Source organism: Streptomyces melanosporofaciens (genome assembly GCF_900105695.1).
Classification (GTDB): domain Bacteria; phylum Actinomycetota; class Actinomycetes; order Streptomycetales; family Streptomycetaceae; genus Streptomyces; species Streptomyces antimycoticus.
On record NZ_FNST01000002.1, the window covers coordinates 6,133,354 to 6,153,084 of the forward strand.

The window sequence follows — 19,731 nt, forward strand, 5'->3', positions numbered from 1 at the left end:
GGGTGGTGCCGAGCGCTTTGTATGCGGCGACTTGGCCGGGCAGCGCTGAGACGAACTCGCGGGCCTCGACCGGATGTCGCTGAAAGACACGTCCTGGTGCCGACCGCGTAAGACGCCTTGCCACGACGTCAGATCGGGACCGATCCGGGCCGTCATGTTCAGGGTCTCGGGGAAGACCCCGGGATCGAGACGGCGTACGGGTATGGATCGCTCGTTGAGCTCCGCTATGACCAGGTCAGCGGTCGCATCAGTGGGCCGGGTCAGCACCAGGACGGTCATGGTTCAGATCCTCAGGTCGTCGATGTCAGTCCGTGTCGTTCTCGTTGTCGGTCGCCAGCTGGCTGTCCTCCCTGGTCTGGGTGGTGGTCGTCATCTGCGTCTTCATGCTCGGCTCGTTGATGAACGGGATCCCGGCCGCGGTGACGTTGATCTGCCGCTCGGGGCAGAGGTGCAGGGGCGGCATAACGAGCGTCTCGTCGGCGACGGGGACGGCCTTCGACAGCCCGAACGGCCTCACGGGGCGGGTCTGGGTCCGGTCCATGGTCAGTGTCATGGCGTTCTCCATTCGTGTGCGGATCTTCTGTGAGGGGACTCCGGCCCCGCGGTCCCCACGTTGGGGCCGGAGTCCCTGCCCTGCGGTCGGCGGCCGCGCCTGGGCTGCACCGACCGCAGGGTGTCTGGAAGGGCGGGCCGCCGACCCGGTCCGGCACGGGGGCACCGGACCGCCGACGGCCCACCCGGTCTACGAGTCCGGCGTGCTCACGAAGCTGAGCCAGACCGTGAGCACCAGCAACGCGGGGACCACGCAGAGCAGCAGGCCGATCCGTACGGCGCGGAAGGCCAGCGGCCCGGCCCGCATGGCGGGGGGTTGTCGGCGGTGCCTCACTCAGCACCTCCCGGATGACCGCGCCTCTCCTGGCGGCTGCGGGGCGGCTGCTCGGGCCGCACGTGCTTGAACTGGTCCTGCAATACCTCCGTCACCGTGGGGTACCGGACGGTGTCGCACGTCGTGCGCACCGCTGCCCAGGGGGAGCTGGCGAGGCCCGGATACGGGATGAGGGGCCGGTACCCGGCGTCACGCAGGATCTGTTCGGCTCTGGCTGCCCGCTCGGCGGGGGTGGTCTTGCGGTGGCCCATCATGTGTTGCCCCCTGACCGGGCCTGCCTCGCGGCCTCCTCGTAGGCGTGCAGCAGCTGCTCGCCCTCCGAGCAGCCACCGCCGGGCGTCTGGCAGGCCCGGCAGCCCGCGGCATGCTCCAGGGCTGCACGCCACTCGCTCTCGGCGGCCGGGCCGGTAGAGGTCTCCGCACAGGAGGGAGCGCAGCCGCGCACCTCATAGGTCGTGTGCGTAGCGCCCCGTGCGATCGTGACCGTGCCCAGCAGCCGGTCCGCACCGAGGGGCAGCCCGCACAGGGCACAGCTCCAGCCCTGGAGTTGCTGGTAGGTCAGCGCGTTCGGGTCGATCCCGGCGGAGCTCGGTCGCGCGGTGGCCGCTGTCTGGCTACCCGTCATCGGCGTCCCTCGTGCTCGGCGGCCTCCGCGCTGGTGAGGGTCCGCGGTCGGCGCTTCGAGTAGAGCGGCGCGTGCGAGGGGCAGGCGTACGTGACCTTGGCGACATCGCCGTGGCTATCCTCCACCTCGACCGGGATGGGCTCGTCGGTGGGCAGCGCGCAGCGGTAGCAGAGTTGACGGCCCTCGGGCACGCGGCCGTACTCGGCACGGTCGGCCTCGGCCAGCGCCTCCCATAGCTTCCAGGCGTCGGTCAGGTAGTGGTCGGCCGAGAGCGGGACGCGCCAGTGCGTGCGGGGCCCCTCGGTCCAGGAGACGGGCGGTACACCGAGGTAGGTGCTCTCGTGCTCCAGCTTGGCGAGGACGCGGACTTGCCGCAGGTGCCAGCTCTTAGCAGAGCCCACGGCGACGAGCCAGTACAAAGGGCCGTGCCTGTCCTGGATGACGGCACCGCTCTCCTCGCCGAGGAGTTCCAGCGCGCGCTCGCCGACGGTCGGGGCTGCGCGGACGGCGTCCCACCATTTGCCCGCGGGTAACGCCTCGACGTCCACAGCTGGCGGTGGAGTCCACGGCAGGACTTGGGGATTCGTCGGCACAGTAGCCCCCGGTGTCATCAGCGATCACGTGATAACCGACCGTAAGAGCGCGGGGGACGGAGAAGGGGCAGAGATTCTGCCCCTCGAACATTCAGGCCGCCAATACGCCGATCTTCACCGCCAACTCGGCAGCACGACGGCGATGCGCAGGAGACTTCGACTCTGCCTCTTCCAAGATGATGCGGCGCGCGTAGCCGTTGTACCGGATGGTCTCCGGCGCGGCCTCATACGCCTTGTCAAGCGTCGCCAGCGCGGTCTCCGACTGCCCGTCCAATTGGTAGCCGCGCGCCTCCTCGATCCGGTGCCGCGCTCTCCTCGGCCGCGAACGGATTGTCTTCGCGTCCGCCTTCGCGGCCTGCCGCACGGACTCCCCACCTGCTCGGAGTTCCACCGCGACCGTGACCGCGTGCGCGCCCATGATGGCCTGGGAGAAGGAGGTCACGGGGTGGTAGTAGTCGGGGGGCAGCCGCTTGGCCACTTTCCCAGCGGTGTCCCAGTAGCCCCACGCGGTGCCGGTGTCGCCACGGCGAGCGGCGGTGTATCCGGCCTCGAACTGCAGGGCGCCCGCGATGGCGCGGACATCGTCCGACGCGTCCGGCAGCAGGGGCGCGAGGTAGCGCAGCGTCTCCAGAGTGACGGCGTCGGCTGCGTCGAAGTGGGCAGGGCCGCTGTCTCGGTGAGCCTGAGCGGTGAGCCATGCGGCGACGCCGATGGCGTGTGGGTCCTCGCTCTCCTGGGCTGCGACCATGCCACGCTCGGCCACGCGCCAGAGGAGGGCGGAGTCGGGCTGGTAGGCGATGAAGAACTGGCCGAGGCTGTAGACCTCGGAGAGGACCGCTTGAGCTGCTCGCCGTTCGGGAGCGCGGTCGGCTTGGCGGACGGCGAGTTGCGCGTCCCGGATGAGGTCCGGCAGGAGACCCCCGATCACTTCTCGGTGGTTGGGCGCCGAGTGGCGGGCGGCCCAGGCGCTTTCGAGACGTGCGCTCAGGTGTGCGGCTGACGGCGCCTCTCGATCAGTGGCGAGCGGGTAGGTGTCGATCGCAGCTCGTACGGCGGGCAGCCTGGCATGACCGGGGCCGATGAAGAGGTCGATGGGCAAGCTCTGGTCGCCGGTGAGTTCGGCGAGGTCGCGGACGCGTAGCACCTCGGCGATGCGCAAGATCATGGGAAGTCCGGGAGTGTGGAGAGTGCCGTTCTCGATCTGCTTCACCCAGCTCGGGGACTTGCCCAGGAGACCGGCGAGGACAGTACGACTCATGCCCCGGCGTGTTCGGAGGACTTGCATCCGCTGGCCGAAGACCAGCGGGTGGTCCAGCGGGTCCGGGGTAGCATCAGATGACATGGCCTTGCCCCTCTCTGTTCAGCTCGTCACTGCCAGGGTATGAGGCAGGGCCGATGTCGTGTGAAGCGGTTCACTCGGCAGGCATAGTGAGGCCGCGCTCAAGCTCCCTCGGACGACAGCTGAGCACGACGAAAGCCCTTGCCCGGCCCGAAGGCCAGAGGGGACGTGCGGGCGCGGACCGGCTTATGATCCGGCCGTAGAAATCCCTGACAGACTCATCGATGCGTGAGCTCACGCCGACCCCCCTGAGGACTCCCTGGCGCTATAAATGATCAGTAGGGGCGGCCATCCCGGACCACGGATAGCCGCCCCTACTGATGTCCGCTGGGGCCCACGGGCTACCTCTTCGGGCGGGCGTTAGCGCTGGTCGTCAGTACGTGTAGAAGCCCGAGCCCGACTTGCGTCCCATCCGGCCCGCGTCCACCATCCGCAGCAGCAGCGGGGGAGCGGCGTACAGTGGCTCCTTGTACTCGCTGTACATCGAGTCGGCGATCGCCGCGATCGTGTCCAGACCGATCAGATCGGACAGCTTGAGCGGGCCCATCGGATGGGCGCAGCCCATCTCCATGCCGTTGTCGATGTCCTCGCGGCTGGCGATCCCGGACTCGAACATCCGGATGGCGGAGAGCAGATACGGGATGAGCAGCGCGTTGACCACGAACCCCGCGCGGTCCTGGGCGCGGATGGCGTGTTTGTCCAGGATGTCGTGGACCAGTGCCTCGGTGCGCTTGATGGTCTCGTCACCCGTGGTGAGCGCCGGGATCAGCTCCACCAGCGCCTGCACCGGCGCCGGGTTGAAGAAGTGGATGCCGATCACCTGATCCGGCCGGGAGGTGGCGACGGCCAGCTTGACCAGCGGGATGGAGGAGGTGTTGGAGGCGAGGATCGCGTCCGGGCGGGTCACCACCTGGTCGAGGACCTGGAAGATCTCCGTCTTGACCTGCTCATTCTCGACGACCGCCTCGATCACGAGGTCACGGTCGGCGAATTCCCCCAGGTCGGTGGTGAAGCTCAGCCGCTCCAGCGTCGCGTCGCGCTGCTCCTCGGTGATCTTGCCGCGCTCCGCGGCCTTGCCGAGGGAGTTGGTCAGCCGGGTGCGCCCTATCTCCAGGGCCTCGCCCGTGGTCTCCGCGACCATGACGTCAAGGCCGGATCGGGCGCACACCTCCGCGATGCCCGCACCCATCTGGCCACAGCCCACCACTCCGACGCGTTCGATGTCGGTCACATCGTGCCTTTCGCTGGTCCAACTGTCCGTTGTGTCGTCCCCCTGTCGCCCCAGACGTTACCCTCCGGTTATCGGCGAGGGGCGGGCCGGGGCCGGATTCCCGGCCCCCGCCCGCCCCCGTCCCCGGCGTGCGCACGGGGCTCTCACACCACGGTCACGAGGCGTCGCCGCGCAGGATGCCGCGGCCGTTGGTGGCCACGTAGACCCGTCCGTAGACCCGTGGGTCGCCGGTGATCGAGGCGCCCGTCCAGCCCCACTGGTGGGCGTCGTCGTTGATCCGGGTCCAGCTCGCCCCGGCGTCGGTGGAGCGGAAGATGCCGCGCACCCCGCCGATCTTCGCGCTGGTGTAGAGCGCCTGGTACGAGGCGCCCGGCGCCGCCTTGCCGAAGCCGATGGTGTCCGCCTGCTGAACGCCGCTCAGTTTGGTGAAGGTCGCGCCGGAGTCCGTGGAGTGCCACAGCCCGTAGGCCCCGGCCGTACTGCCGCCCGCGAGCCAGATGTCGCCCTCGGCGCCCGGCAGCGCCTTGAACCGCACCGGGCCGTCGGCCGGCAGCCCGGAGGACGGCCTGGCGGTGAAGGTGGCGCCGCCGTCGGTGGAGACGTAGAAGGTGCCCGCCTTGAAGCCGTAGAACTTCTTGGGGTTCTTGCGGTCGGACTCCACGACCGCCCCGGCCGGGATACCGCTCGACGCCGCCCAGGAGCTGCCGAAACCGGTGGTGTGGTAGACGGCCGAGGTGCCCTCCGGGGCCCAGACGAAGCCACTGCCGTCGGCCGCCGCGGCCACCGTGCCGCCGCCGGTGACCCCGGACGGCTCGCTGCCCTGGAACCAGTTGGCGCCGTTGTCGGTCGAGAAGGCGATCCGCGGGGCGGAGTCGTTGTTGCCCACCCGGACCACGGTGTTCGCATTGGTCTCGGCGTAGTCCAGGCTGGTGGTCGTGGTGAACGTCGGCGAGGTGTACATCCTCGTCGGCACCGCGTCGAGATCGGTGTGCCGGAAGCCCCCGATGTCACCGAGCGCGCTGAGCAGCGGGGCGCCGGTGGGCGGGCTCGCCAGATCGTTGACCGCCGTCTCCTCCAGGCCCTTGACCATGGGCGTGATGGTGATGGTGCCGCCCGTGTCCCAGTTCGCGAGGTTCTCGCTGCCGTAGACCGTCGCACCGGTGCCGTACATCATCCGGCGGGAGTCGAACGGGTCGATCTCCAGCGCCTCGGTCATCCAGCCCAGCTTCGGGGTCACTTCGGGCGGGGAGGGGTTGGAGCCGAAGGTCAGCCAGGGGACGGACGAGACATCCTGGGTGTAGCGGAGGGACCGGTTGGGATAGCTGGTGAAGTCCCAGGCCCGGGTCCAGGTGGCGCCGGAGTCGGTGGAGCGGAAGATCTGGGTGTCCGGCCACCAGGAGCTGTAGCCGGTCACCATCAGCGTGCCGGGCTTTTGCCGGTCCACCGTGAGCCCGCTGTAGCCGAAGTAGGTGTCGGCGTCCGTCATGGGGCTGATGTTCTTCCACTCCCCGGTGGCCGTGGCATACCGCCACACCTGGCCCTTCTCCCCGTCGTACGGGCCGCCCTTGTCGCTGGTGGTGAGGTACAGACAGCCGTTCTTCGTATCGAGGACGCCCTTGTGGGAGAGATAGCCGGTCGGCTGCCCGGCCACCCGCGACCAGGTGGCGCCCGCGTCCGTCGAGCGGTAGACGGTGTTGTTCTTGTCGGCCACGCCCACGTAGACGGTCTTCGTCGCGCTGCCGGAAGAACCGGTGCGCTCGTCGAAGGTCACCCACACCACGCCCTGGTTGTCGCTCAGATAGCCGCTGGTGTCGCTCGCGTCCTGGACGTAGGTGCCGGGGTTGGGGAAGGACGTCACCTTCGACCAGGTGACCCCGGAGTCGGTGGAGCGCCACAGCCCGTTGCCGCTCGGCGCGCCGAGGTAGAGCACGCTGTTCTTGTTCGGGTCGACCGCCAGCCGTTCCCCCATGCCGCGGCCGGGCATATTGCCGCCCAGCTTGAAGGGGAGGGTGGTGGACTGCCAGCTGGCGCCCCGGTCGGACGAGCGCAGGATGGCGCCGTTGCCCGGGTCCCAGCTGTTGGTGTAGGTACCGGCCGCCACATAGACCTTGTCGGGATCCACGGAATCGCTGGCCAGGCTCACCACCCCGGTCCAGCCCCAGTGGTCCCAATCCAGCGAGTCCAGCAGTGGCACCCACCGCTTGCCGGACTGGTCCCAGCGGTACGCCCCGCCAATGTCGGTGCGGGCGTAGGCGAGATTCTTCTCCTTGCGGTTGAAGACGATGCCGGGGACGAAGCCGCCGCCGTCCACGCGGACGTTCTTCCAGGTGGAGGCATCGGCCTGAACGGTGCCCCGGACGGGGGCCGGTTCGGGGCGGGCCGCCGCGGGGGAGGCGGCGGCGGTGAGTAAGCCGCCGACGAGTGCCAGCGCGGCCATGAGCGCGCCGAGCGGTCTGCTGCCTTTGCTGCGCACGGGAACTTCCTCTCCGGACGTGGGGGTAGTGAGGGGTGCGGGCCCTGCGGGCGAGGTGTTTGGGAGCGCTCCCATGCGTGCGTCATCCGATGCTAGCGGCCGGATGGCCGTGCGAGAAGGGTGAAGTCAAGCGGTACTCAAGGGGTGTTGGGCTTCCGCGGCCCGGATTCGCGATAGGCATTGCCGGGCGCCCCACAAGGGCCCCATCATCAGCGGGAGTTGCCTCCGCGCCGGCCGCACGGCCAGATCGCCCCGGACGCGCGACGCCGCCGCACGGGCCGCCCGGTCACCACCGGGTGGCGCCCGTGGTGCGTAGGCGTTGTCCTTTGGAGCGGTGCTCGGCCGCGGCCGGAAGGGAGACGGCCTCCTGAGGCCGCGACCCCGGCCGGTGGCGGGCGGCGGCGCTACGTTGGCGACACGACCGAGGCGAGGAGTTGGGCATGGGTCCGATCACGCGCAGAAGTCTGACGGTGGCGGCCGCCGGAGCCCTGGCCGCCACCGTCACGGCGGGCGACGCGCTGGCGCAGGGGCGGGGCGGTGAGCACCGGCCCGAGTTCCGCGGGATGTGGCTGGCCACCGTCGCCAACCGCGACTGGCCGTCCAAACCCGGTCTCACCGCGGACCAGCAGCGGGCCGAGCTGCTGAGCTTCCTGGACACCGCCGTGCGCCGCCGGCTCAACGCGGTGGTCTTCCAGGTGCGGCCGACGGCGGACGCGCTGTGGCCCTCACCGTACGAGCCGTGGGCGGAGTGCCTCACCGGCGTCCAGGGCCGGAACCCGGGCTGGGATCCGCTGGGCACCGCCGTGCGCGAGGCGCACCGGCGCGGTCTCGAGCTGCACGCCTGGTTCAACCCGTACCGGATCGCCAACCACACCGACCCCTCCCGGCTGATCCCCACCCATCCGGCCCGGGTGCACCCCGAGTGGGTCGTGCCGTACGGCGGGAAGCTCTACTACAACCCCGGGCTGCCCGAGGTCCGCCGCTTCGTCCAGGACGCCATGCTGGACGCGGTCGCGCGCTATGACATCGACGCCGTTCACTGGGACGACTACTTCTACCCGTATCCGGTGGCCGGCCAGGTCTTCGACGACGACGCGGCCTACGCGCGCTACGGCGCGGGCTTCCCGGACCGGGCGGCCTGGCGGCGGAACAACATCGACCGGCTGGTGTACGAGACGGCCGTGCGCGTCAAGCGGCTGAAGCGGCGGGTGCGGTTCGGGATCAGCCCCTTCGGTGTCTGGCGCAACCAGGCCACCGACCCGCTCGGCTCCGCCACCACGGCAGGGGTGCAGACCTACGACGACCTCTGCGCGGACACCCGCGCCTGGGTGCGGCGCGGATGGCTGGACTACATCGTCCCGCAGGTCTACTGGAACATCGGCTTCGCCGCCGCCGACTACGCCGCGCTCGTCCCGTGGTGGTCGGAGGTGGTCCGGGGCACCGGGGTGAACCTCTACATCGGCGAGGCGCTCTACAAGGCGGGCGACCCCGCGCAGCCCGCGCCCTGGCAGGACCCGGCGGAGCTGTCCCGGCACCTCACCTTCGACCAGGGCTTTCCGCAGGTGCGCGGCAATGTGTACTTCTCGGCCAAGGAAGTGGCCGCCGACCGCAACGGCGCCATGGCGCGTGTGGTCGCCGACCACTATCCCCATCGTGTCCGTCCGCCCCGCTGAGCCGGGGCCGCGAGCCGGCTAACGCTGCCCGGGTCCGGCGGCCAGATGGCGGACGACCGAGTCGGGCCCGGGGGAGAACAGGCACTCGTGTCCGTCGTCCTCGTAACGCACGCGGTAGGGCGGTTCCCCGTCGGTCCCGAGCACTTCGATGATCTCCGCTACACGATCGTGAATCCCGACAACCCTGCCGTGCACCAGCAGCTTGTCGCCTACGGTCGCCTCCATGTGCGTGACCTCCTGTCCGCTGGAGGGCAATGCGATCTGCTGAGGGCAATGCGATCCCTGAGGCCAGTCTATGGCCGGTTGTCCTGGTTTGCCCCTGCCGGGGGATGATTCCGGTCCCCCGCTTCGGGGGCCCGGCCCGCCGCTTCGGGGATCAGGTCCGCCGCTTCGGGAGCCCGGTCGGTCGCTTTCGGGACCCGCTCCACCGCCGTGGACCCCTGGGCCCGGCCCGCCGCCGGGGTCCGTACGGCCCGCGTCGCCGGGACCCGCGCCCGCTGCGTGACCCCGATGCACACCAGCACCGCCACGGCGGCGATCGGAGCGGCGGGAGTCAGCTTCTCGCCGAGGAGCAGTACCGACCACACCAATGTGAGCAGCGGCTGGGCCAGTTGGAGCTGGCTGGCCCGGGTCACCCCGATAGCGGCCATCCCCCGGTACCAGACCACCATGCCCACGAACTGCGAGCCCACCGCCAGCCACAGCAGCCCGGCCACCGCGCGGCCGCCGAGGTGGACGTCCTCGGCGGACAGCGCCAGCACCGCGCCCGGCACCGACAGCGGCAGACAGCCCACCAGCGCCCAGCCGATCACCTGCCAGCCGGGCATATGGCCGGCCAGCCGTCCGCCTTCGGCGTAACCCGCCGCGCACACCGGCAGCGCGGCGAACAGATAGAGATCACCGACGGTGGGCGCGCCGCCGCTCTGCTGCAGCGCGAAGGCGATCACGACCACGGCCCCGGCCAGCGCCGCCGCCCAGAACGTCCGCGAGGGCCGTACCCCGGTCCGTACGGCGGAGAGCGCGGCGGTGGTGAGCGGCAGCAGGCCGACCACCACCGCCGCGTGCGCCGTGGTGGAGGTCTGCAGGGCGAGCGTGGTCAGCAGCGGGAAGCCCACGACGACCCCGGCCGCCACGACCAGCAGCCCCGGCCAGTGGCGGCGGGCGGGAACCGGCACCCGCAGGGCGGCCAGCGCGCCGCCCGCGATCAGCGCGGCGAGCACCACCCGGCAGGTGGTCACCGTCCAGGGGCCGAGGCCGGTGAGCGCCCAGGCGGTGCCGGGGAAGGTCAGGGAGAAGGCGGCCACGCCGAGCATGGCGAGCACCGTGCCGGTGCGGGCGGCGGACGGTGACGGGGTGGCGTCCCGGCCCCGGACGGTGTCGCCCCCAGCGGTGTCGCCCCCGGTGGGGCCACCGCTCACCGCTATCGCACTGTCATCAGTAGCGCTATCCTGTGCTGTCATGGAACAGCGTAGCAGTGTGGCCGAACTCGCGAAATCACTGCGGAAGGAGCTGGACCGCTACTCACCCGGAGAGAAGCTGCCGTCCAGTCGTGCCCTGGTCGAACGCCACCGGGTGAGCCCGGTCACCGTCTCCCGTGCCCTCGCCGCACTCGCCGCCGAAGGGCTGGTGGTCACCCGCCCCGGCGCCGGTGCCTTCCGTGCCGACCGGCCCGGCGCCGGGGCGCCCCGGCCGGGTGACACCTCCTGGCAGGAGGTCGCGCTGAGCGTGGAGACCGCCGGCGAGCCGGTGCGGCGCTCGGTGGACGCCTCCGGCGTCCTGGCCACGCTCGCCGCCCCACCGCCCGGGATCCTGGAGTTCAACAACGGCTATCTGCACTCCTCGCTCCAGCCGGAGCGGGCGCTGTCCGCCGCCCTGGCCCGCGCCGGACGGCGGCCCGGGGCATGGGACCGCCCGCCGGTGGAGGGGCTCCCCGAGCTGCGCGCCTGGTTCGCCCGCGAGATCGGCGGCCCGGGCGGAACCCTCGGCGCCGCCGACGTACTGATCACCGCGGGCGGCCAGTCCGCGCTCACCTGCGCGCTGCGCGCCCTCGCCCCGCCCGGCGCGCCCGTCCTCGTCGAATCCCCGACCTACCCCGGGGTGCTCGCCGCCGCCCGCGCCTCCGGGCTGCGCCCCGTCCCGGTGCCGGTGGACGCCGAGGGGGTCCGGCCCGAGCTGCTCGCCGAGGCGCTGCGGGCGACCGGCGCCCGGGTCTTCGTCTGCCAGCCGCTGTTCCAGAACCCCACCGGGGCGATGCTCGCCCCCGAGCGGCGCCGCGAGGTGATCCGGATCGCCCGTGAGGCGGGCGCGTTCGTGGTCGAGGACGACTTCGCCCGCCGGCTCGTCCACGAGGACGCGCCCCCGCTGTCCGCCACGCTCGCCGCCGACGACCCCGACGGGGTGGTGGTCCATGTGTGCTCGCTCACCAAGGCCACCTCGCCCAGTCTGCGGGTGGGTGCGCTCGCCGCCCGCGGCCCCGCGCTGGGGCGGCTGCGGGCGATCCAGGTCGTCGACAGCTTCTTCGTGCCCCGCCCGCTCCAGGAGGCCGCCCTGGAACTCGTCGGCGCCCCCTCCTGGCCCCGCCATCTGCGCAACGTGGCCGCCGAGCTGCGCACCCGTCGCGAGGTGCTCGTCACCGCCGTACGGCGCGAGCTGCCCGCCCTGGAGCTGCGCTATGTCCCGCCCGGCGGCTACCACCTGTGGCTGCGGCTGCCCCAGGGCACCGACGAGACCGCGCTGGACTCCGCGGCGCTGCGCGCCGGGGTCGCCGTCGCCCCCGGCGGCCCGTACTTCTGCGCCGAACCGCCCGCGCCCCATGTGCGGCTGAGCTTCGCGTCGGTGGCGGGCGTCGGCGAACTGGCCGAGGGCGTACGGCGGTTGCGCACCGCGTGGGACGAGGTGCTCGGGAGGGCGTAGCGGTGTCCGGCGGGTCCTGCCGCCTGCGGCGGGCCGTTCCCCTCCCCGCCCCTTCCCGAAACTGGGGCTCTGCCCCAGACCCCGGATCGGGGCTCTGCCCCGGGCCCCGGGCCGGGGTTCCGCCCCGCACCCCGGGCCGGGGCTTCGCCCCACACCCCGGGTCCAGGGGCGGAGCCCCCGCCACGCGGTGGAGCCGCATATCGACGCGGCCCCGCGCCCCTTCAGGGCGTACGCATCCTGCCCGCCACCCGCGGTGCGCGCGGTGTTCATGAGACGGCCGCTTCGAGCCGCCCGGTGACCCGGCGCACACCGAAAGGCCCTGCTCTTCTCCTGGTTACGGGTCCTGGAGCCGTGGCCGTGACCGTACGATGCCGGGATGACGTTTCGGCTGACGCTGGTCGCCGCCGGCCGCAGCTCCTCCCGGCTGGGGGAGCGCTTCGGTGACGACCGGCCGCTGGATCCGGAGGGCCGGCTCGCCGCCGAGCGCGCGGCCCCCGCGCTCGTACCGTTGGCCGCGGCGGAGCTGCGCTACTGCTCGCCGTCGGCCCGCAGCCGGGAGACCGGCGATGCGCTGGGCTTCACCCCGCTGGTCCAACTCGCCCTGCGCGACTGCGACATGGGCCGCTGGGCGGGCCGCTCCCTCGCCGATGTGATGGCGCGCGAACCGGGGGAGGTGGACGCCTGGCTCGGCGATCCGCGCTCGGTACCGCACGGCGGGGAGTCGCTGCACGCGTTCATCATGCGGATCGGCGGCTGGCTGGACACCCGCCCGGCCGAGGACCACGCCAAGATGGTGGCCGTCGCCGACCCCGGGGTGGTCCGCGCCGCCCTGATGTACGCGATCAAGGCCCCGCCGCACTGCTACTGGAACGTCGACATACGCCCGCTCTCCACCGTCACCCTCACCGGCCGGGCGGGCGAGTGGCGGCTGCGCGTGGACGGGGTGTGACGGCCGGGCGTGGACGGGGGGTGACAGGAGCGCTCACGGAGCCTGCGTGATCTCCTCAGCCAGCAGATCCATCAGCAGGCCGTCGTGCCACGTACCGTCGGGGCCGCGTTCGTAGGAGCGCATGAGGCCGACGGGCCGGAAGCCGACCTTGCCGTAACAGCGGATCGCGGCGGCGTTGTCCGCCGCCGGGTCGATCACGATCCGGTGGTGGCCGTGGTCGGTGATCAGATGGCGGGCCAGGGTGCGTACGGCGTCGGTGCCCAGCCCCCGCCCGTGCACCGCCGGGTCCAGATAGATGTCGATGCTCGCGTGCCGGTAGTCCGGCTCGGCCTCGGCCGCCCACTGGATCATGCCGATCACCGCGCCCCCGTACTCGATGCTCAGATGCTCGGCGCCGGAGTCGGCCAGATCCTCGCGCACCGCCGCCACCAGGTCCCCGCCGCCCCGCCAGCGCGCGTAGACCTCGGGCTTGGCGCGGATCGCGGCCAGGACGGGGACATCGGAGGGGTCGGTGGGGCGCAGCACCACCTGTGCGCCCCGCAGGGTCGTCGGCATGGACGGGACGATCCCAGGAAGCGCGGGCGGTGACCAGGGCGCGTCGTTCTGCCCAGGGCCCTTTCGGGAAAGCGCCCGGCACCGGATATCTTGATGTCGAGCAATGTTGCAGACGTGGAGCGGAGCACCCGGTGACTGACTCGACCATCATCTATACGCACACGGACGAGGCCCCTGCCCTCGCGACGTACTCGTTCCTGCCGGTGATCGAGGCATACGCCTCGACGGCCGGGGTCACCGTGGAGAGCCGGGACATCTCTCTGGCGGGGCGCATCATCGCCCAGTTCCCGGAGCACCTCGAAGAGGGCCAGCGCATCCCCGACGCCCTCGCCGAGCTCGGTGACCTTGCCAAGACCCCCGAGGCCAACATCATCAAGCTGCCGAACATCTCGGCCTCGATCCCGCAGCTCAAGGCCGCGGTCGCCGAGCTGCAGGAGCAGGGCTACGCGCTGCCGGACTACCCGGACGACCCGAAGACCGACGAGGAGCGGGAGATCCGCGCCCGTTACGACAAGGTCAAGGGCTCCGCCGTGAACCCGGTGCTGCGCGAGGGCAACTCCGACCGCCGCGCCCCCGCCTCGGTGAAGAACTACGCCAAGGCGAACCCGCACCGCATGGGCGCCTGGACGGCCGATTCCAAGACCAATGTGGCCCACATGGACACCGACGACTTCCGCTCCACCGAGAAGTCCGCGGTGATCGAGGAGGCCGGTTCGCTGCGCATCGAGCTGGCGGGTGACGACGGCTCCACCACCGTGCTGCGCGAGTCGGTGCCGGTGCTGGCGGGCGAGGTCGTGGACGCCTCCGTGATGCGCGTGGCGGCGCTGCGCGAATTCCTCTCGGCGCAGGTCGGCCGCGCCAAGGCGGAGGGCGTGCTGTTCTCGCTGCACCTGAAGGCCACGATGATGAAGGTCTCCGACCCGATTGTCTTCGGCCACGCCGTACGGGCCTTCTTCCCCAAGACCTTCGCCGAGCACGGTGAGGCCCTCGCCGCCGCCGGTCTGACCCCGAACGACGGTCTGGGCGGCATCCTCAAGGGCCTGGAGGCCCTGCCCGAGGGCGCGGCGATCAAGGCGTCCTTCGACGCCGAGCTGGCCGAGGGCCCGGAGCTGGCCATGGTCGACTCCGACCGCGGCATCACCAACCTGCATGTGCCGTCCGACGTCATCGTCGACGCCTCCATGCCGGCCATGATCCGCACCTCCGGCCACATGTGGGGCCCGGACGGCGAGGAGCACGACACCCTCGCGGTGATCCCGGACAGCAGCTACGCCGGGATCTACCAGGCCGTCCTCGACGACTGCCGCGCCAACGGCGCCTTCGACCCGGCCACGATGGGCTCGGTGCCCAACGTCGGCCTGATGGCGCAGAAGGCCGAGGAGTACGGCAGCCACGACAAGACCTTCGAGATCCCCACCACGGGCACCGTCCGCGTCCTGGACGAGGCGGGCAACGCGGTCATCGAGCAGGTCGTCGGCGCCGGTGACATCTTCCGGATGTGCCAGACCAAGGACGTGCCGATCAAGGACTGGGTCAAGCTGGCCGTCTCCCGCGCCCGCGCCACCGGCGACCCGGCCGTCTTCTGGCTGGACGAGGGCCGGGCGCACGACGCCAACCTCATCGAGAAGGTCAAGGCGTACCTGCCCGAGCACGACACCGAGGGCCTGGACATCAGGATCCTCTCGCCGGTCGACGCGATCAAGCTCTCCCTCGAGCGGATCCGCCGCGGCGAGAACACGATCTCGGTCACCGGCAACGTCCTGCGTGACTACCTGACCGACCTGTTCCCGATCCTGGAGCTGGGCACCAGCGCCAAGATGCTCTCGGTCGTCCCGCTGATCAACGGCGGCGGTCTCTTCGAGACCGGCGCGGGCGGCTCGGCGCCCAAGCACGTCCAGCAGCTCGTCAAGGAGAACTACCTGCGCTGGGACAGCCTCGGCGAGTTCCTCGCCCTCGCGGTCAGCTTCGAGCACCTCGCGCAGAAGACGGGCAACGCGCGGGCCCAGGTCCTCGCCGACACCCTCGACCGGGCGACCGGCACCTTCCTCGCCGAGAACAAGTCGCCCAGCCGCCGCGTCGGCGGTATCGACAACCGCGGCAGCCACTTCTACCTGGCCCTGTACTGGGCCCAGGAGCTGGCCAAGCAGACCGACGACGCCGCCCTGGCCAAGGCGTTCGCCCAGCTCGCCGACACGCTCTCCGCCCAGGAGCAGACAATCGTCGACGAACTGCTCGCGGTCCAGGGCTCCCCGGCCGACATCGGCGGCTACTACCAGCCCGACACGGCCAAGGCCGCGGCGGTCATGCGCCCGTCCACGACCTTCAACCAGGCCCTCGCCACCCTCGGCTGACGCCCCGGCGCATCGCAGCGCCCCGGCCGGTACCTCCGGCCGGGGCGCTTCGTCTGTCCCCTTCGGCTCCTGTCCGCCACGGCGCTTGTTCGCCACGTCTCGCGTCCGCCACAGATCCTGTTACGGCCCTGCGGAAGGCAGGCCCATCAGGGCGGCGGCCTGATCGGTGGGGCCGGGCTGGGGGCCGAGCCATTCGCAGAACAGGACCGTGGCGTCGTCCTGGAGATGGCCGTCGTGGTGGGCCATCACGGCGCGGATTAGACGGCGCAGGGTCTCCGGAACGGGCAGGCCATCGGCGTGGTGCCGGATGAGGAAGTCGGTGAACAGGGTCAGCCCGAACTCGCGACCGCCGGGGCGCCGGGCCTCGGTGATGCCGTCGGTGTAGAGCACGACCCGGTCGCCGGGCTGCAGCTTTTCGCGGCAGAGCGTGGCCTCCACCCCCAGGCCCATGCCGAGGGGAAGGGCCGGAGGACACCGCAGATGGGTGGTCCAGCGGCCGCCGCGGATGATCAGCGGAGGGTGATGGCCGCAGTTGACCCAGCTGAGCTCTCCGCGCCGGGCGTCCAGATCGGCCAGGATAGCGGTGGCGTAGCGGGCCCCTTGGAACTGCTCGATGAGCACCTCGTCGACCCGCTCGCCGGTCCGCACCAGATCGGCGCCCTGGTGGCGGGCGTTGCGGCACGCCCCCAGGGCGAGGTTGGCCGTCAGGCCGGCGGCGGTGTCGTGTCCCATCGCGTCGAAGATCGACAAGCGCACCCTCGGTCCGTCGGTGGCGTAGTCGTAGGCGTCCCCGCTGATCTCGAACGCCGGCTCCATGACGGCGGAGAGCGCCACCCGGCCGTCCGCGTAGGTGGTCGGTGGCATCAGGCGCCACTGCATCTCGGCCGCGATGTTCATCGACTCGCTGCCGACCAGCCGCGCGTAGACGTCGCTGAATTCGCGCTTGCTGACCACGATGAGCGCCACCAGGGCGGAGAGCAGCTCCATGTACATCGGCGAGGTAGATCCCCACCTCGGTGATACCGGCGGGTGCCGCATGCTCGGCCACACTGGCCGGCAGCAGCTCCAGCGGCATCAGATGGCTGGCGGTCAGCAGCCCGGCCAGCAGCCGCCTGCTGTCCGACTCTCGATTCCGGTCCGTCACGACCGCTTCCTTTCCTCCGAGGTCGTGGATGGTGGCGTGGCGCGGGACCCCTTCAGTGTGGCGCGCTCCGACGGCCCCGGCCCGTCCGGCGGGTGCTTCCCCCCGTGGCCGTGACTGGCCGCGACCCCGAGTGCCCGCGTCGCAGCGCGAGCAGGGTTTTGAGAAGTTGCCCATCCCCATGCCTCCGGGACTCCCGGGGACGGCGGACGGCTCCTGCCCCGTTCCGCCGGACGGTGAGGTGAGGTGGGGCTCCGGCACGCTGGGGCCCCACATCGCGTGCTGTCCGCGTGGCCTCGGTGGCGACGGACGTGCGTCTACTGGCCCGCGGGCGCCGGTGCGAGGCCGTCCTCGACCAGCCCGGCGAGGACCGCTTCACCGAGGGCGTGGACGGCGGACTGGGGCCGGACCATGACGGTGAACTCCTTGATCCGGCCGTCGTCGTCGAGGTGCAGCAGGTCGATGCCGTGGATCTCCTTGCCGCCCACCCGGGCGCGGAAGAGCAGCACCGCCGACGGGGCGGAGGTGCCGTCGGCGCTGGTCTGCGCGGTGCCGGTGTAGTCGCCGACGTAGCGGAAGTCCTCGAACGTGCGCAGCAGGACCCCGAAGAGGCCCAGCACCATCGGCTTGCCCTCGAAGGGGGTGAACTTGACCGGGCTGTAGAGGCGGATGTCCTCGGTGAACAGGTCGTCCAGGGCCGTCAGGTCCTTGTTGTCGACGGCGGCACGGAAACGGTCGGCAGCGCTCATCGCGGCCCCACCTTCACTAGTCATGGATGTGATTAGTCATTTTCATGACTACCATGGTTCCGTGTCCGGCGGCAGAGGCATTCCGGCGGCAGCGCATGACGGCAGAGGCATTCGGGCGGCAGAGACATGAAGGCAACGGCATGAAGGAGGCGATCCCATGGCCCTGCGGCACGCCGTGCTGGCAGCGCTGCTCGAAGGGGAGCTCAGCGGATACCAGCTGACCAAGGCGTTCGACATCGGCGTGGCGAACTTCTGGCACGCCCAGCCACAGCAGCTCTACGCCGAGCTGACCCGTCTGGAGAAGGACGGGCTCATCGCGGGCCGGGAGGTGGCCCAGGAGACCCGCCCCACCAAGCGCCTGTTCCAGGTGACCGATGCCGGGCTGGCGGAGCTGGAGGAGTTCACGGCCGCCTTCGCGAAGCCCTCCTTCATCCGCGACGACCTGCTCGTCAAGGTCCAGGCCGCCGACCATGTCGACACCGAGACCCTGATCGCCCAGCTCACCGAGCGGGCCGCCTTCGCCCGGGCCAAGATCGACCTCTTCGGCAAGCTGCTGCGGAAAATCCGCGGTGACCGTACGGAGGAGGAGTTCCTCCGCCACGGCCGCCCCATCGGCCCGTACTTGACCTGCCTGCGCGGCCTGGCCCTCGAACAGGGCAACCGCGACTGGTGCGAGCGCACGATCACGGTCCTGCGACAGAGGGAGCACACCCATGCCCGGCACTGACGCGCCCTACCGTCGCTACGTCGCGCTGGGCGACAGCCAGACCGAGGGCCTGGGCGACGGCGACGAGGCCACCGGTCTGCGCGGCTTCGCCGACCGCCTCGCCGAACACCTCGCCCACCACAACCCCGGCCTCTCCTACGCCAACCTCGCCGTACGGGGCCGTCTCGCCGCGCAGGTCCACACCGAGCAGCTCGCGCCCGCCCTGTCCCTCCGCCCCGATCTGGCCACCGTAGTCGCCGGGGTCAACGACCTGCTGCGCCCCCGCTTCGACGCCGACCATGTCGCCCACCACCTGGAGGCGATGTTCGCCGCGCTCACCTCCCAGGGCGCCCGCGTGGCCACGCTCACCTTCCCCGACCCCGCCCGTATCACCCCGCTGGCGCGGCCCCTCGCCCCGCGCGTCGTCGTCCTGAACCAGCGCATCCGCGAAGCCGCCGGGCGCCACGGCGTCACCGTCGCCGAAACCAGCCGGCACCCCGTCGTCGCCGACCCCCGGCTGTGGAGCACCGACCGCCTGCACGCCAGCCCCCTCGGCCATCAGCGCATCGCCGCCGCCCTCGCCCACGCCCTCGGCCTTCCCGGCACCGACGACACCTGGACCCACCCGCTGCCCCCGCCGGCGACGCCCGTGCTCACCGGATGGCGCGCCGCCCCGCCGAACTGCGCTGGACCGCCACCTTCCTCGGCCCCTGGCTCACCCGGCGGCTGCGCGGCCGCTCCTCCGGCGACGGCCACACCGCCAAGCGCCCGGACCTGGGTCCGGTGGACGCGAGGCGTCCGGGCTGAGCGGAGCGATGTGACCGTCAGAAGTCGTACGGCTTCTCGGTGCTCCAGTTCAGCACGTCGGCCTCGTTCCAGCTGAACCGCGGCTTGTCGCCCTTGCTGTCGACGGAGTAGAAGGGGCCGTCCTGGCCGTCCGCGCCGCGCAGCGCGATGGCGAACGACTGCGCCGTCTGGTTGTCCGAGCCGTAGTCGAAGAGGTTCACCGCGCTGTAGGCCGTGCCGCCGGGCTGGAGCGTGATGCGCTGGTCGCCGCCCGCGTTGTCCTTCTTGGAGAGCGGCAGTACGGAGTCGTCGTCGCCCAGCTTCACGGACGGGTACGAGGCGACCCAGCACGGCTTGTCGCCCTCGTTCGACGCGGTGATCAGCAGGTGGTCGCCCTGCCGGTCGGCGAGCTCGTGCACCGCGGTGACCATCATCTCGTCGCCGCGGCACTGCTGGGCGGCCGTTGCGGCCTTGTTCGCGACCTCGTCCGACCCGCCCGAGGCGGTCGTCGAGCGCTCGCCCGTCTTGGTGTCACCGCCGCTCTTGGCCTGCTCCGCGCCGCCCTTGGCGTCCTCGTCGGACACGGACCGGCTCTGCGAGGTGCCGGCGGCCTTGTCGCCGCCCGCCGCCTTCGAGTCGCCGTCGGCGCCGCCGCAGGCGGTCAGGCCCAGTGCGAGCGCGGCGGTGACGGTGGCCAGGGCGGCGGTGCGAATCCGGGAAGTACGCATGATCAGGTTCTCCTGCGTTTCGAGCGGGAGTCT

At 71.4% G+C, this 19,731-nt stretch carries 15 protein-coding genes and 3 pseudogenes; 6 read left to right on the forward strand and 12 right to left on the reverse strand.

Features of this window, described 5'->3' with window-relative positions:
• Positions 1-304: 304 nt before the first annotated feature.
• From tgmA to BLV72_RS29420, 6 genes are all read right to left on the reverse strand, one after another.
• Positions 305-553, reverse strand: a complete 249-nt coding sequence (gene tgmA / locus BLV72_RS29390) for a putative ATP-grasp-modified RiPP (RefSeq protein WP_093470619.1) — start codon at positions 551-553, stop codon at positions 305-307.
• 583 nt (positions 554-1,136) lie between these two features.
• Entirely contained in the window at positions 1,137-1,511 is a 375-nt protein-coding gene (locus tag BLV72_RS50220; protein ID WP_244321071.1) for a hypothetical protein, read from the reverse strand.
• Positions 1,508-2,059, reverse strand: a complete 552-nt coding sequence (locus BLV72_RS29405) for a hypothetical protein (protein WP_425288406.1) — start codon at positions 2,057-2,059, stop codon at positions 1,508-1,510. Before BLV72_RS29405 ends, BLV72_RS50220 begins: the two co-directional genes overlap by 4 nt.
• Positions 2,060-2,195: 136 nt before the next feature.
• The gene (locus BLV72_RS29410; protein ID WP_093466029.1) at positions 2,196-3,446 is read right to left on the reverse strand and encodes a helix-turn-helix domain-containing protein; all 1,251 of its coding nucleotides are present in this window, start codon (positions 3,444-3,446) and stop codon (positions 2,196-2,198) included.
• Between the two features lie 370 nt (positions 3,447-3,816).
• A complete protein-coding gene (locus tag BLV72_RS29415; protein ID WP_093466030.1) occupies positions 3,817-4,674 on the reverse strand; it encodes a 3-hydroxybutyryl-CoA dehydrogenase in 858 nt (285 codons plus the stop codon).
• A gap of 154 nt (positions 4,675-4,828) precedes the next feature.
• On the reverse strand, positions 4,829-7,147 hold the full coding sequence (locus tag BLV72_RS29420; RefSeq protein WP_342030680.1) for a xyloglucanase: 2,319 nt from the start codon (positions 7,145-7,147) through the stop codon (positions 4,829-4,831).
• 440 nt (positions 7,148-7,587) lie between these two features.
• Here BLV72_RS29420 and BLV72_RS29425 point away from each other — a divergent pair, with 440 nt between their 5' ends.
• Complete coding sequence (locus BLV72_RS29425; RefSeq protein ID WP_093466032.1) at positions 7,588-8,820, forward strand: glycoside hydrolase family 10-like protein; 1,233 nt, start codon at positions 7,588-7,590, stop codon at positions 8,818-8,820.
• An 18-nt stretch (positions 8,821-8,838) separates the two neighbouring features.
• Here BLV72_RS29425 and BLV72_RS29430 read toward each other — a convergent pair whose 3' ends face one another.
• Both BLV72_RS29430 and BLV72_RS29435 read right to left on the reverse strand, forming a co-directional pair.
• Complete coding sequence (locus BLV72_RS29430) at positions 8,839-9,045, reverse strand: DUF1918 domain-containing protein (RefSeq protein ID WP_014056134.1); 207 nt, start codon at positions 9,043-9,045, stop codon at positions 8,839-8,841.
• A 263-nt stretch (positions 9,046-9,308) separates the two neighbouring features.
• Positions 9,309-10,280, reverse strand: a pseudogene (locus BLV72_RS29435) (DMT family transporter); the annotation flags it as partial.
• On the opposite strand from BLV72_RS29435, the gene BLV72_RS29440 reads away from it, so the two are divergent.
• Together BLV72_RS29440 and BLV72_RS29445 are read left to right on the forward strand one after the other, a co-directional pair.
• Positions 10,279-11,733 (forward strand): aminotransferase-like domain-containing protein, encoded by a 1,455-nt coding sequence (locus tag BLV72_RS29440; RefSeq protein ID WP_093466035.1) that lies wholly within the window; start codon positions 10,279-10,281, stop codon positions 11,731-11,733. The pseudogene BLV72_RS29435 and the gene BLV72_RS29440 overlap by 2 nt on opposite strands.
• Before the next feature lie 376 nt (positions 11,734-12,109).
• Positions 12,110-12,682, forward strand: coding sequence for a histidine phosphatase family protein (locus tag BLV72_RS29445; RefSeq protein WP_093466036.1), 573 nt, complete (start codon positions 12,110-12,112; stop codon positions 12,680-12,682).
• A gap of 33 nt (positions 12,683-12,715) precedes the next feature.
• On the opposite strand, the gene BLV72_RS29450 is transcribed toward BLV72_RS29445, so the two are convergent.
• Complete coding sequence (locus tag BLV72_RS29450) at positions 12,716-13,237, reverse strand: GNAT family N-acetyltransferase (protein ID WP_093466038.1); 522 nt, start codon at positions 13,235-13,237, stop codon at positions 12,716-12,718.
• A gap of 131 nt (positions 13,238-13,368) precedes the next feature.
• On the opposite strand from BLV72_RS29450, the gene BLV72_RS29455 reads away from it, so the two are divergent.
• Complete coding sequence (locus tag BLV72_RS29455; RefSeq protein ID WP_093466039.1) at positions 13,369-15,588, forward strand: NADP-dependent isocitrate dehydrogenase; 2,220 nt, start codon at positions 13,369-13,371, stop codon at positions 15,586-15,588.
• 120 nt (positions 15,589-15,708) lie between these two features.
• Here the strand turns inward: BLV72_RS29455 and BLV72_RS29460 are convergent.
• Positions 15,709-16,663, reverse strand: a pseudogene (locus BLV72_RS29460) (PP2C family protein-serine/threonine phosphatase).
• Positions 16,664-17,046: 383 nt separating this feature from the next.
• Positions 17,047-17,478 (reverse strand): nuclear transport factor 2 family protein, encoded by a 432-nt coding sequence (locus tag BLV72_RS29465; RefSeq protein WP_093466041.1) that lies wholly within the window; start codon positions 17,476-17,478, stop codon positions 17,047-17,049.
• A gap of 157 nt (positions 17,479-17,635) precedes the next feature.
• Here BLV72_RS29465 and BLV72_RS29470 point away from each other — a divergent pair, with 157 nt between their 5' ends.
• Both BLV72_RS29470 and BLV72_RS29475 read left to right on the forward strand, forming a co-directional pair.
• Positions 17,636-18,205, forward strand: a complete 570-nt coding sequence (locus BLV72_RS29470) for a PadR family transcriptional regulator (RefSeq protein WP_093466042.1) — start codon at positions 17,636-17,638, stop codon at positions 18,203-18,205.
• A pseudogene (locus tag BLV72_RS29475) lies at positions 18,192-18,991 on the forward strand (SGNH/GDSL hydrolase family protein). The gene BLV72_RS29470 and the pseudogene BLV72_RS29475 overlap by 14 nt, the downstream one beginning before the upstream one ends.
• A 17-nt stretch (positions 18,992-19,008) precedes the next feature.
• On the opposite strand, the gene BLV72_RS29480 reads toward BLV72_RS29475, so the two are convergent.
• Positions 19,009-19,698 carry a DUF4232 domain-containing protein gene (locus tag BLV72_RS29480; RefSeq protein ID WP_093466044.1) on the reverse strand — a complete coding sequence of 230 codons (690 nt, stop codon included), beginning with the start codon at positions 19,696-19,698 and terminating at the stop codon, positions 19,009-19,011.
• Positions 19,699-19,731: the final 33 nt, after the last annotated feature.

Bases quoted from the DNA above. Each gene is read 5' to 3' on its own strand.
- tgmA (WP_093470619.1), bottom strand. From the start codon at position 553: ATGACACTGACCATGGACCGGACCCAGACCCGCCCCGTGAGGCCGTTC.
- BLV72_RS50220 (WP_244321071.1), bottom strand. From the start codon at position 1,511: ATGACGGGTAGCCAGACAGCGGCCACCGCGCGACCGAGCTCCGCCGGG.
- BLV72_RS29410 (WP_093466029.1), bottom strand. From the start codon at position 3,446: ATGTCATCTGATGCTACCCCGGACCCGCTGGACCACCCGCTGGTCTTC.
- BLV72_RS29425 (WP_093466032.1), top strand. From the start codon at position 7,588: ATGGGTCCGATCACGCGCAGAAGTCTGACGGTGGCGGCCGCCGGAGCC.
- BLV72_RS29430 (WP_014056134.1), bottom strand. From the start codon at position 9,045: ATGGAGGCGACCGTAGGCGACAAGCTGCTGGTGCACGGCAGGGTTGTC.
- BLV72_RS29440 (WP_093466035.1), top strand. From the start codon at position 10,279: ATGGAACAGCGTAGCAGTGTGGCCGAACTCGCGAAATCACTGCGGAAG.
- BLV72_RS29445 (WP_093466036.1), top strand. From the start codon at position 12,110: ATGACGTTTCGGCTGACGCTGGTCGCCGCCGGCCGCAGCTCCTCCCGG.
- BLV72_RS29450 (WP_093466038.1), bottom strand. From the start codon at position 13,237: ATGCCGACGACCCTGCGGGGCGCACAGGTGGTGCTGCGCCCCACCGAC.
- BLV72_RS29465 (WP_093466041.1), bottom strand. From the start codon at position 17,478: ATGAGCGCTGCCGACCGTTTCCGTGCCGCCGTCGACAACAAGGACCTG.
- BLV72_RS29470 (WP_093466042.1), top strand. From the start codon at position 17,636: ATGGCCCTGCGGCACGCCGTGCTGGCAGCGCTGCTCGAAGGGGAGCTC.
- BLV72_RS29480 (WP_093466044.1), bottom strand. From the start codon at position 19,698: ATGCGTACTTCCCGGATTCGCACCGCCGCCCTGGCCACCGTCACCGCC.